Consider the following 12,100-nt stretch of genomic DNA (forward strand, 5'->3'; position numbering starts at 1 on the left):
CCATACGCCCACGCTTTCAGGAGATGTACCGATGCAACCGAGCACCTCACCTCGCCGTCTGGCCCTGGCGCTGATGACCCTGGCTTCACCGACCCTGGCCCTGGCGGCCGTGGAGGTCGAGGACAAGCGCGGTGGCGCGCTGGTGATCGAGGACACCTTGGTCACCGCCGAACGCGAGGCGCGCCAGGCGCTGGGTTCGTCGATCATCACCGCCGAGGACATCCAGCGCCGGCCGCCGGCCAACGACCTCTCCGACATCATCCGCCGCGAGCCTGGGGTCAACCTCACCGGCAACAGCGCCAGCGGCGCGCGGGGCAACAACCGGCAGATCGACCTGCGCGGCATGGGCCCGGAAAACACCCTGATCCTCATCGACGGCAAGCCTTCGAGCGCACGCAATGCCGTGCGCTACGGCTGGAACGGCGACCGCGATACCCGCGGTGAAACCAACTGGGTGCCGGCCGAGGCGGTCGAGCGCATCGAGATCCTGCGTGGTCCGGCGGCGGCGCGCTACGGCTCCGGCGCCATGGGCGGGGTGGTCAATATCATCACCAAGCGCCCCACCGAGGAGCTCAAGGGCAGCCTCAACCTGTACACGCAAATGCCCGAGGACAGCGCCGAAGGTGCCAGCCGCCGGGCCAACTTCAACCTCGGCGGTGGGCTGACCGACAACCTCGGGTTCCGTGTCTATGGCGGCCTGGCCAAGACCGACGCCGACGACCTGGACATCAACTCCAAGCACGCCAACAGTGCCTTGGTCGCTGGCCGTGAAGGGGTGCGCAACAAGGACATCAACGGCCTTTTGAGCTGGAAGCTCAACGACGAGCATCGCCTCGAGGCCAGCGCCGGCTACAGCCGCCAGGGCAATATCTACGCGGGCGACACCATGAACAGCAACGGCGGCGGCAATCCCGAGCTGATCTCCAGCCTGTACGGCCACGAAACCAACGTGATGCAGCGCAACACCTACGACCTGACGCACCTGGGCGACTTCGCCTGGGGCACCAGCAAGACCGTGCTGGCCTATGAGTACGTGCGCAACTGGCGCCTCAACGAAGGCCTGGCCGGCGGCCCGGAGGGTTCGATCAACGGCAGCGGCGCGGCGCTGTCGCGGCTGCGCAACACGCGTCTGAGCAGCGAGGTCAACCTGCCGTTCGCCCTGGGCAGCACCGAGCATGTGTTGACGCTGGGCGGCGAGTACCTCTACGAAACCCTCAACGACCAGGGTTCGTTCCGCCCGCAGAGCTTCGACCCCAGTGGCACCGGCAACAATGCCATCATCGGTTTCAACCGCGCCGACAGCAAGATGACTGCCCGCAGCCACGCGCTGTTCGTCGAGGACAACATCATCGTCGGCGACACCACCATCACCCCGGGCCTGCGCTTCGACCACCACGACACCTTCGGCGACAACTTCAGCCCGAGCCTGAACCTGGCGCACCGGCTCACCGAGCAGTGGACGCTCAAGGGTGGCATCGCCCGCGCCTACAAGACGCCCAACCTGTACCAGGCCAACCCCAACTACCTGCTCTACAGCCGTGGCAATGGTTGCAGCGTGCAGCAGGCCAACTCGGGCGGCTGCTACCTGCAGGGCAACGCCGACCTCAAGCCGGAGATCAGCGTCAACAAGGAGATCGGCCTGGCCTATGACCAGGGTGACTGGCGTGCCAGCGCGACGTACTTTCGCAACGACTACCAGAACAAGATCATCGGCGACACCGATGTGCTCTACACCATCAACAGCGGTCGCCGCGTGACCCAATGGGAAAACGCCGGCAAGGCGCGGGTGGAGGGGATCGAGGGCAACCTGTTCGTCGAGCTGAGCCCGAGCCTGGACTGGAACACCAACCTGACCTGGATGCTCGACAACGACAACCGCGAAACCGGCGAGCCGTTGTCGGTGATCCCGCAGTACACGGTCAATACCAGCCTCGACTGGCAGGCCACCGACAAGCTGTCGTTGCAGGTGGCGGGCACCTGGTATGGCAAGCAGAAGTCGCCGACCTACAACTACCGCACCCAGGAGAAGTACGACAGCCAGGCGCAGCAGGATGTCGAGGCATATGGGCTGGTGGACGTCAGCGCCGGCTACCGCTTCAACGCCACCTACGATGTGCGCCTGGGGCTGAACAACGTGTTCGACAAGCAGATCCTGCGTGGCGGCAATGCCAGCAGCTCGGGGGCCAACACCTACAACCAGCCGGGCCGGGCGCTGTTCGCGGCGTTGAATATCTCGTTCTAAGGCCGGCGCGCCCCAGTGTGAGCGGCCTTGCCCGCGAACACCGGCGCAGCCGGTGCCATGCACCGCGTTGCCTGGTTCGCCAGCAAGGCTGGCTCCTACAGAGGGGCGTCTGCGTGATCCCCGTTAGCGGGTCGAAGCAGCCGCAAAACAAGCAAGCTGCCTGCGTGATGTCCTGCTGGCCGGCCAACCTCAGGCCCGTGCGGGGTTGCCGTGCAGGGCCTTGACCTCGGCCTCGGCCCCCGGCAACCACTGCGGGGCGATGCCGAAGGTCTGGAACACGTTGCGGCTGCGCAGTTGGTAGTGCTCGGTGCCGGTCAGGTGGTTGATGATGCTGGCGCTGCGAAAGGCGCCCATGGCCAGGTCGGGCGCGCCGACGCCGTGTGAGTGGATCTCGGCGTTCTGCACGTAGATCCGCCCCTTGATGTGCGCCGAGGTCTTGAGGCTGTAGTCGCGGTTGACCGCGGCATGGCCCTTGCTGTCGAACTCCAGCCATTGCTCCAGGCTGCGCAGGAATGGTGGGAACACATAGTCGTAACCGGTGGCCAGCACCAGCGCGTCGGTGTTGAAACTGAAGCGCTTGTGCATGTCCAGCTGGCGGAAGTCCAATGCCAGGCGCTGGCCGTCGTTGTCGATGTGTTCAAGCTCCGTGCGCGACTGCAGCACCACCGGCAAGGATTGGTCGATCGACTGCATGTACAGGCAGTCGTAGATGTCCTTGATGGTGTCCAGGGAGATGCCCTTGTACCACAGGCTTTGCCCTTGCAGCGCCGCGAGCCGGCTGTGTTCGGGCAGGGCGTGGAAGTGCTCGGCGTAGTCTGGGGAAAAGTGCTCGGAGCCGAGCTTGGAATACTCCATGGCGATGAACCCTCGGCTGCGCGACAGCCAGTTCAGCGCATAGCCGTGACGCGGCCGCTCGCGCAGCAGGTCGAGGAAAATCTCCGCGGCGCTTTGCCCACTGCCGACGATGGTGATGTCGCGGCGGGTCTGCAGCGCTTCTTTGTTCTGCAGGTAGGCGCTGGAGTGGATGCAGTTGCCCTGGCCCATCGCCGCGTTGGCCATGGCCGGCCAGCTTGGTTCGGTGCCGATCCCCAGCACCAGGTGGCGGCCCCGATAGGTCAGCTGCTGCTGGCTGGCCTGGTCGAGCACGCTCAGGTGGAAAATGTCATCGATCACTTCCAACGCCACCACCCGGGATGAGAAGCGGATGTTGTCCATCTGCTCGCTGACCCATTGGCAGTAGCGGTTGTACTCGGCCCGTGGCGCGTAGAAGCTCTCGTAGGAGCAGAACTGGTGCAGCCGGCCTTGCTCGTGCAGGTAGTTCAGGTAGGTGTAGCGGCTGCGCGGTTCGACCATGGTCACCAGGTCGGCGGTGAATGGCACTTGCAGGGTCGCGTCGTCGATCAGCATGCCGGCATGCCACTCGAAGCGCGGCTTGGCTTCGAAGAACAGGCTGTCGACCTGGTCCAGTGGCTGCAGCAAGGCGCAGAGCCCGAGGTTGAACGGGCCGACGCCCACCCCGAGCAGATCGTAGATGCGATCAGTTGAATGTTTCACGTTGGAGTTTCCATGCCCTGGCTGCCGCTGGCAGCCGTATTCCTTGAACTGAACCGCGCCCGTTGGGCGGGCGCCTCAGTCGTTCAACATCTGGTGGTAGGTGATGAAGTCCTGTTCGGCTTCATAACCCAGCGACTCGTACAGGGCCTGCGCCGCTTTGTTGCTGCGCGCGGTGTCCAGGCTCAGGCGCTGGGCGCCTTCGGCCTTGAAGGTGGCGCTGAGGTGGTTCATCAGTGTCCGCGCATGGCCCCCGCGCCGGGCGTGGGGCACCACGAACAGGTCGTACAGCCAGTAGAAGCGCTTCATCGCCAGCGAGCAGGTCGCCGGGTACAGTTGGGCGAAGGCGATCGCCTGGTCGTTGTCGTCCAGCAGCAGGAAGATCCGCGAGTTGCCGGTTTCCAGGTTCTTTTGCAGAAACGCCCGGGCGGTCGGCAGGTCGTCGGCTTCCTCATAGAACATGCGGTACTGGTTGAACAGGTCCGCGGCGGCATCGAGGTGTTGCAGTTCACAGGCAATGATGGGCATGGCTGGGTCTCGTCTTCAGTGGATCTGGCCGATTTCGATCTGCACGTTGTTGATGTCGCGGAAGAAGAACGCCCGGTACCCTTCCAGCTCGCGGGCGGTGTAAGGCTGCTCGGTGGTGGGGGTGATGCCCATGGCCTTGACCCGCGCAAACACCTCGTCGATGTTGTCGACCATGAACGCCAGGTGGATGCCGCCGGAGTCGTTGTGCTGGGAAATGATATGGCGGCCCTTGGAGCTGTGATGCTCGATCAGCTCGAAGTCGCGCTGGCCGATGCGTACCATGCACGAGGTGTAGTCCGGTTGGTGCACGTTGATGACCTGGCCCACGCCGTCGCCGCTGATGCGTACCGCCTCTTCGTAGATTTCCACGGTGGTCAGCTGGCGGTAGAAGGCCAGGGTTTCTTCGATGTTGAGGACGGTGAGGCCTACGTGGTTGAGTGTTTCAAGCATGATTACTGGCTCCGGCTTGCAAGGGTGTGGGTAAGGAAGGCAAGGGTGGGGGTTTCGAGGAAATCGATGAAGTCGACCAGCTCGCCGAACTCGGTTTCCACCGCGGACAACAGGTGCATGATGTTGATCGACGAACCGCCCAAGGCGCGGAAATCCGACGTCGGGCTCAGCGAGGCCAGCGGCACGTGCAATTCATTGGCCCAGAGCTCGGCCAGGCGCGCGAAGGTGTCGCCGTGGTCTTCGCTGCCAGCCTGCGCTTGCGCGGCCGGAACCTGAGCGGGCAACTGGCCCAGGTCGACCTTGCCGTTGGGCTTGTAGGGCATGGCCGACAGGCGCACCACCTGTTGGGGCACCTTGTAGTCCGGCAAGTGCTGGCCCAGCCGGTCGCGCACCTGCTGGCTGCTCAAGGGTGCTGGCGCGACGATATAGGCCACCAGCCCGGCCTGCGGGTCGGCGGTCACCGCCACTTCCTGGTAACCCAGGCGCAGCAGCGCCGCTTCGATTTCTTCCAGCTCGATGCGATATCCGCGCACCTTCACCTGGCGGTCGAGGCGGCCGAGGAAGTGGATATCGCCCTGGGCGGTGCGTTGCACCAGGTCACCGCTGCGGTACAGCCGCGAGGCGTCCAGGGCCGGCAGGCTGATGAAGCGCTCGGCGCTGGTGGCAGGATCGTCCAGGTAGCCGGCGGCCAGGGCCAGGCCGGCGATATGCAGCTCGCCTTGTTCGGCCGGGCGCTGCTGTTCGTCGAGCACGTACAGGCGCACGCCACGAATCGCCTGGCCGATGTTCTGCGCGGCGGTGTCGGCGCTCATGCGCTTGCAGCTGACCAGCACCGTGGCCTCGGTCGGGCCATAGAGGTTGTACAGGCGTCGGCCCTGCGACCAGGCCTCGATGGCGCGCGGATGGCAGGCTTCGCCGCCGGTCAGCACGGTGGCCAGGCTGGGGAAGCGGCTGGGGTCGAAGATGGTCAGCAGCGGCGGTGGCAGGAACGCCTGGGTGACGCCGTGGCGGGCACAGAAGCTGGCCAGTGCGGCTTCGGACATCCGCTCTTCGTCGCTGGCGATGCACAAGGCGGCGCCGCTGAGCAGGGCCGGGAAGATATCCAGCACCGAGGCGTCGAAGTTGATGGTCGAGTATTGCAGCACCCGCGCGCCGGGGCCGAGGTCGAAGGCGTCGATGGCCCAGTCGACCAGGTTGAGCAGGCTCAACTGGCTGACGCTGACGCCTTTCGGGCGCCCGGTGGAGCCCGAGGTGAAGATGGTGTAGGCAGTGTCGCTGGCAATCGTCGCCACGGGCGCGGGGGCCGGGAGGTCGGCCTGGTCATGGGCGTGCAGCCACTGCGGGGTCAGCACCAGCGCGCAGCGGCAGCGCTCGCGCAACTGTTGGCGACTGTCTTCGTTCAAGGCCGGGTCGATCGGTACATAGCTGGCGCCGCTGCTCAGGATGGCCAGGATCGCCACGTAGAGGTCGATGCCCTTGCCCAGCGACAGGCCGATCTTGTCGGTGGGCGCGATGGCCCGCCCGAGTTCGCGGGCAACCTCGTGCTGCAGCAGCGCGGCCATGGCATCGACCCGCGCCAGCAACCCGGCATAGTCGAGCTGGCGGTCACCGGCGATCAGCGCGGGCATGTGCGGGTGACGCTGGGCGCTGGCGTGGAAGCGTTCGATAACGGTATTCATCGGGGCATTCGCTCAGCAGGCAAGGCGGGTGATGAGGCACGCCCCGAGTTGGAACGGCCCGGTGCTGAACAGCAGGGCATGCTCGCCCGGCTGCAGCGCGCCTTCGGCGTGCAGGTGGCCGAGGTTGATCAGGTTGTCGGCGCTGAAGCAGTGGGCATGCTGGGCCAGCGGCGCGGTCACCGCCTTGCTGAAGCTGATCCCGGCGAGCTGGCAGAACAGCCGGGTCGCCTCGAGGGTGTAGTTGTTGCAAATGAAGTGATGCACGGCGCGCGGGGCGATCTCGGCGTGTTGGCAGGTGCGCTTGACCAGCGCGGCGATGCTGCGCATGTCGGTATCGTTGGAGAAATGCTCGATCTGCTCGGTGTTGCTGCTGTACTGCACCTTGCCGCGCAGGGCGTACTGCATCTGCGCCGGCTGGCGGCTGACGACGCAGGCCGCGGCAGCGTCGCCGGTCACGTAGACGAAGTCACTGCCTTCGCCATAGACCCGTTGCAGCGCGTCGCCGGCCTGGTCGAAGGTCACCAGCAGCACATGCTCGGCCTCGCCGCTGGCGGTCAGCGCCGCGGCCATCTTCAGGCCGGCGTGGAACCCCGCGCAGCCTGCCAGGCCCACGGCGTAGAAGGGCACGGCCTGCATCTGCAGGGTGCGGCCCAGTTCCGCGAGCCACAGGGCCTCGAGGTTGTTCTGGGCATCGAGCAGGCCCGATACCAGCAGCACCGCGCCGATGTCGTCGGGCTGACGGCCACTGTCGGCCAGGGCGCGAGTCACCGCGCGGGTCACCAGCTCCCAGTGCTGGCCAGGATGGTGGGAGAAGCAGCGCACGCCATTGGCTTCGGATTGCAGCAGTGCGCGCGTCTGTGGCGCCATCTGCGCCGCCTCGATGTCCACGGCTTGGCCGGTCTCACAGGCGATGCCGCCCAGGTAAACGGTTGGGTTCACGTTTTGCTCATCTTGTTCAAAGGGTGAAGGCAAGCCCGCGCCAGGCCAGCCGATGGGGCGCGAGCGCTGGCACCCGGCGCCTGGTGGCGGCGGGTGTCGGGGGTTACGAGGTGGTCAGTCTTTCCAGTACAGCGGGTGGCGCACCGTCACCTTGGTGATGGTGGCTGGCTGTTTCCAGATGCCCTTGAAACCTTGCGGCAGGACGAAGATGTCACCGGCCTGGTAGTGCTGCTGGGCACCATTGGCTTCGGTGATCTGCACCTGTCCGCTGATCAGCTGGATGACTTCGGTTTCGGGCCAACCTTGCAATTGCAGTTCCACGGGCGGGATTTCGCAAACCTCGACCGCGGCCTGTTCACCGGGGGCGGTGAAGGGCGAGAGGCAACGGTAGCGGTAATGGGTGCCGTTGAGCGCCGTATAGAATTCGGAGGTGTCCGGGGTGTTCACGGTCGGCACGCTGGCCGGAACGCTGCGCGGGATCGGCAGGGTGCTGGGAGATGGCGCTTCAGCGGCGCTGGCGTTGCTGGCGAAAACGGCCGAACTGGCGGCCACGAACACGCAGGCGAGGGGGATTGCGGACAGGCGAGACACGCGTATTGCCTCCTTGGCAACTCTTATTCTTCCGTGGGCTTTTCGAAAAAAAGCACGCGAAGATAGTCTGGTGGCAAAGCGATGTCAAACTGCCTGTGAGCGAGCTAGTCGAGCAAGGTATGACGCGCCTCGAGCCAGCGCTCGAAGCATTCGAAGGTGGTCACCGCGGCCTGGAGCGTCCGCGCCTCGCGCTCGGGCTGGCGGGCGAAGGCGCCGAGCCGCGCGAGGAAGCTGCGCCAGTGGCTGCCGGTCAGCGGGCCGTAGACGTCGAGAAAACCGCCACCGCTGTCAGCGTCGATACCCAGGCGCTTGGCCATGGCCTGCTTGAGCACCTGGCCGCCAAGGGTGGAGCCCTCGAGCACGTACATCACCCCCAGGGCACTGGCCTCGTCGTCGATCCGCGGCAGTTGCTGGCAGCGCGGCAAGGCTTCGACCTCGACGCCAAGCATGCGCAGGTCCCGGGCCAGGGCTGGTGTCTTGTCGCGCTCGCGCCCTTGGTAGTCGGCCAGGCTGGCCTCCAGTGGCGCGTGGAAGCCGTGATAGGCGACCATCAGGTCGCGGTAGCGTGCCAGGTCGAACCCTTCGCTGAAAAACGGCAGGCGTGCCTCCAGCCGTTTGTGGCTGGCCCGGGTGGCCTCGCGCAGGGCGAGCAGCAGCGATTGGGGCGTGTCAGGCATGGCGGAGGTTCTGGGGGGGCGAGGGCTGATAGTGCCAGATCGCTCCCTGTTTGTCCTGGCGTGTCTTGTAGGGGCCGGCCTTGCCGGCGAATCCTCGCAGGCCGTCTCAGAACGCCAGCTTGTAGCCAATCAGCAACAGCATGGTCGCCAGGCACGGGCGCAGGACTCGGTCGGAGATGCGCCCGGTCAGGTGGCTGCCCAGGTAAATGCCCGGCAGCGAGCCCAGCAGCAGGTAGCCCAGCAGCGACCAGTCCATGTTGCCCATGCCGGCATGGCCAAGGCCCGCCACCAAGGTCAACGGCACGGCGTGGGCGATCTCGGTGCCGACCAGGCGGCGGGTGACCAGGAACGGGTAGAGCAGGAACAGCGCCACGGTGCCCAGGGCGCCGGCGCCGATGGAGGTGAGGGTGACCATCACCCCGAGGACGATGCCGGTGGCCACGGTCAGCACGTTGAGGGTGCGGTCGCTGAGGTGGTAGTGATCGCCCGCGTGCTTGCTGGCGAAGGCCTGCAGTTTCGATTTGAACAGGATCGCCAGGGCGGTGAGGATCAGCACCACCGCCAGGCCTTGCTTGATGATGGCGTTGAGCGCGGAGGTGTCGGTGTGCAGGGTGCTGAGGAACCACAAGGTCAGGGCCGCCGCCGGCACGCTGCCCAGGCTCAGCCAGCCGGTGATCTTCCAGTCGATGTTCTTGTTGCGGCCATGCACCCAGACGCCACTGGCCTTGGTGATGGCGGCGTAGAGCAGGTCGGTGCCCACGGCGGTGGCCGGGTTGATGCCGAACCACAGCAGGATCGGGGTCATCAGCGAGCCGCCGCCGACGCCGGTCATGCCGACGATGAAGCCCACGACCAATCCGGCAATGGTGAAACCGAAAGAACCTACATCCATACGCTACTCGACGCCCAGCTTTGCCCGTGATCGGATGCTGCCCAGCATATAGATTTTTTTATAGCCAAATAGACTTGTTCGTTATTAGGTTATAACCGCTCGCTGGTGGCATGCGCTTCTTCCTGTAGTAGCGGCCTGGTGTCGCGAAAGGGCTGCAACGCGGCCCCGGCGATCTGTGCGTCAACGCTGAAATCCTGGGGCCGCTGCGCAGCCCTTTCGCAACACTAGGCCGCTCCTACAGGGGAATGGGCCAGCATTGGATCTTCAGCGATCGGTCATCACCACCATCACTTCGGCATCGCCGCCATCCTCGCTCTCCGACAGGTAGATATGCCCGACCTGGCTGTCGAAATAGGCGGTCTCCTGCGGACCGATGCTCACCGCCTCGCCGGTCTCGAACTCGATACGCACCCGCCCGCTGATGACCATGGCGAACTCTTGCCCGGGGTGGCGAATGAAATCGTCGAACTGGCCGCGTTCGCGGGCGATGATGCGGGCATAGGCCGGGGTCATGCGGCGTTCCGGGAAGGCGCCGGCGATCGGGTAGTAGTCGTAGTTACCGGTGGAGTAACCCGCCACCGTGGCCAGCGAATCCACCACCACGGTGGCCGGTTGCACGGCGCCGCCTGGGCTGCTGGCGCGAAACAGCTGGGCGATGTCCAGGTTCAGCGCGCGGGCGACGGCGGCCAGTTTCTCGTAGCTCACCGACACCTGGGCCAGCTCCATCTTCGACAGGGTCGACAGCGGCACGCCGCTGTGTGCCGACAATTGCTTGAGGGTCATTTGCCGGCTCTTGCGCAACTGGCGCAGGCGCGCGCCGACGGCGCAGCGGTCGAGTTGGGGGCCGGTGGTGGGGGCGTCGGGCATCGGGGCGCTCAGGCAAGTCTTTGGTCGGGCATCTTAGCGTGTCGGCTTGCGCAATTCTAAATTCTCATATATTAGAATTCTCACAAATGATAATTATCCCAGCAGGAGCGCGCATGGGACCGATCCACGATACCTTGATCATTGGCGCCGGCATTGCCGGTGCCTCCTTGGGCTACCGCCTGGCTGGCCAGCGCCATGTGCTGATCCTCGAGCGCGAGGCGCAGCCGGGCTACCATTCCACCGGACGCTCGGCGGCGATGTTCATGGAGGCCTACGGCACCCCACAGATCCAGGCCCTGACCCGCGCCAGCCGGGCGTTCTACGCACAGCCGCCGGCGGGGTTCTGCGAGCATCCGTTGCTGGAACCGCGCGGCTGCCTGTATGTCGCCAACCTGGAACAGCGCGACCTGCTGCACGCGACCTACGCGCAGAACCTGGCCAACGGCACCGCCGTCAGCCTGCTTGACAGCGCGGCGGCGCTCGCCTTGGTACCCAGCCTGCGCGGTGAGCTGCTGGCAGGGGCGGTGCACGAGACCGACGCCATGGACCTCGACGTGCATGCCCTGCACCAGGGCTTTTTGCGTGGCTTGCGCCAGGCCGGTGGCGAGCTGCGCTGCAACGCCGAAGTGGTCCAGGCCTACTACCTGGACGACCTGTGGCATGTCGAGCTGGTCGATGGCAGCCGCGTGCACGCCCGGCAGTTGGTCAATGCCGCCGGGGCCTGGGCCGACCGGGTGGCCGAGCAGTGCGGGGTAGCCAGGATCGGCCTGCAGCCTTGCCGACGCAGCGCCTTCACCTTCCCCGGCCCGGCGCAGCACGACTTCGCGCGCTGGCCGGCGGTGATCGGAGTCGACGAGAGCTTCTACTTCAAGCCCGACGCCGGCCAGTTGCTCGGTTCGCCGGCCAACGCCGACCCGGTCGAGCCCCAGGATGCTGCCCCGGAGGAACTGGACCTGGCCCTGGGCATCTACAACATCGAAGCCATGACCACCCTCGAGATCCGCCGCCCGAGCCACAGCTGGGCGGGCCTGCGCTCGTTCGTCGCCGACGGTGACCTGGTGATCGGCTTCGACCCCGTGGCACCCGCCTTCTTCTGGCTGGCGGCGCAGGGCGGCTATGGCATCCAGTCTGCAGCCGGGGCCTCGCGCCTGGCCGCCGACCTGCTGCTGGGCCAGCCTCTGTGTGCCAGCCTTGTCCGCCAGGGCGTCGAGCCTGCTCGGCTGTCCCCGGCACGTTTCAGCCAACCTTCCATGGAGACTTCCCATGAGCAATGACATCCAGCGTTTTCCCAGCAGCCTGCCGTTTCCTTTTTCCCGCGCGGTGAAAGCCGGCGGTTTCCTGTTCCTGTCCGGGCAGATCCCGATGAGCGCCGGCGGCGAGGTGGTGAAGGGCGATATCCAGGCCCAGACCCGTGCCGCTTGCGAGCGTATCGGCGAGAGCCTGCAAGCCTGCGGCGCGCGTTTCGACCAGGTGGTGAAAGCCACCGTGTGGCTGTCGGACATGAGCCATTTCGCCGGTTTCAACGAGGTATACAAGGAATTCTTCGGCGCCGCGTTGCCGGTGCGTTCGACCGTGGCCTCGGCGCTGGCGCTGGGGGTGGATGTGGAGATCGAGGTGCAGGCCTATCTCGGCCAGGACAACTGACACCGTGGCGGCGGGCTTGCCCGGCGATGTCTGTATCGCG

Annotated in this window: 12 protein-coding genes; 3 read left to right on the forward strand and 9 right to left on the reverse strand. The window is 65.8% G+C overall.

What is annotated here, in order from left to right:
- Positions 1–31: 31 nt before the first annotated feature.
- Positions 32–2,242, forward strand: coding sequence for a TonB-dependent siderophore receptor (locus tag E3U47_RS06235; RefSeq protein ID WP_134690128.1), 2,211 nt, complete (start codon positions 32–34; stop codon positions 2,240–2,242).
- A 189-nt stretch (positions 2,243–2,431) separates the two neighbouring features.
- Here E3U47_RS06235 and E3U47_RS06240 read toward each other — a convergent pair whose 3' ends face one another.
- The 9 genes from E3U47_RS06240 to E3U47_RS06280 all read right to left on the reverse strand — a co-directional run bounded on the left by E3U47_RS06240 (position 2,432) and on the right by E3U47_RS06280 (position 10,416).
- Complete coding sequence (locus E3U47_RS06240; protein ID WP_134690129.1) at positions 2,432–3,796, reverse strand: lysine N(6)-hydroxylase/L-ornithine N(5)-oxygenase family protein; 1,365 nt, start codon at positions 3,794–3,796, stop codon at positions 2,432–2,434.
- Between the two features lie 75 nt (positions 3,797–3,871).
- On the reverse strand, positions 3,872–4,321 hold the full coding sequence (locus E3U47_RS06245; RefSeq protein WP_134690130.1) for a GNAT family N-acetyltransferase: 450 nt from the start codon (positions 4,319–4,321) through the stop codon (positions 3,872–3,874).
- A gap of 15 nt (positions 4,322–4,336) precedes the next feature.
- A complete protein-coding gene (locus E3U47_RS06250) occupies positions 4,337–4,771 on the reverse strand; it encodes a VOC family protein (protein WP_134690131.1) in 435 nt (144 codons plus the stop codon).
- 2 nt (positions 4,772–4,773) lie between these two features.
- Positions 4,774–6,450 (reverse strand): non-ribosomal peptide synthetase, encoded by a 1,677-nt coding sequence (locus E3U47_RS06255; RefSeq protein ID WP_134690132.1) that lies wholly within the window; start codon positions 6,448–6,450, stop codon positions 4,774–4,776.
- 12 nt (positions 6,451–6,462) lie between these two features.
- Positions 6,463–7,389, reverse strand: a complete 927-nt coding sequence (locus E3U47_RS06260; RefSeq protein ID WP_256660231.1) for a 3-oxoacyl-[acyl-carrier-protein] synthase III C-terminal domain-containing protein — start codon at positions 7,387–7,389, stop codon at positions 6,463–6,465.
- A gap of 114 nt (positions 7,390–7,503) precedes the next feature.
- Positions 7,504–7,980, reverse strand: coding sequence for a cupin domain-containing protein (locus E3U47_RS25200; RefSeq protein ID WP_256660232.1), 477 nt, complete (start codon positions 7,978–7,980; stop codon positions 7,504–7,506).
- Between the two features lie 104 nt (positions 7,981–8,084).
- Positions 8,085–8,657 (reverse strand): biliverdin-producing heme oxygenase, encoded by a 573-nt coding sequence (locus tag E3U47_RS06270; protein WP_134690133.1) that lies wholly within the window; start codon positions 8,655–8,657, stop codon positions 8,085–8,087.
- A gap of 106 nt (positions 8,658–8,763) precedes the next feature.
- Positions 8,764–9,549: a sulfite exporter TauE/SafE family protein gene (locus E3U47_RS06275; RefSeq protein WP_134690134.1), complete on the reverse strand. Its 786-nt coding sequence runs from the start codon at positions 9,547–9,549 to the stop codon at positions 8,764–8,766.
- A 264-nt stretch (positions 9,550–9,813) separates the two neighbouring features.
- Positions 9,814–10,416: a helix-turn-helix domain-containing protein gene (locus tag E3U47_RS06280; protein WP_134690135.1), complete on the reverse strand. Its 603-nt coding sequence runs from the start codon at positions 10,414–10,416 to the stop codon at positions 9,814–9,816.
- 113 nt (positions 10,417–10,529) lie between these two features.
- Between E3U47_RS06280 and E3U47_RS06285 the strand changes: the two genes are divergently transcribed.
- Together E3U47_RS06285 and E3U47_RS06290 are read left to right on the forward strand one after the other, a co-directional pair.
- Positions 10,530–11,690: an FAD-binding oxidoreductase gene (locus tag E3U47_RS06285; RefSeq protein ID WP_134690136.1), complete on the forward strand. Its 1,161-nt coding sequence runs from the start codon at positions 10,530–10,532 to the stop codon at positions 11,688–11,690.
- Positions 11,680–12,060: a RidA family protein gene (locus E3U47_RS06290; RefSeq protein WP_134690137.1), complete on the forward strand. Its 381-nt coding sequence runs from the start codon at positions 11,680–11,682 to the stop codon at positions 12,058–12,060. The genes E3U47_RS06285 and E3U47_RS06290 overlap by 11 nt, the downstream gene beginning before the upstream one ends.
- Positions 12,061–12,100: the final 40 nt, after the last annotated feature.

Origin of the sequence: Pseudomonas sp. RIT623 (assembly GCF_004519305.1) — a bacterium.
Classification (GTDB): Bacteria; Pseudomonadota; Gammaproteobacteria; order Pseudomonadales; family Pseudomonadaceae; genus Aquipseudomonas.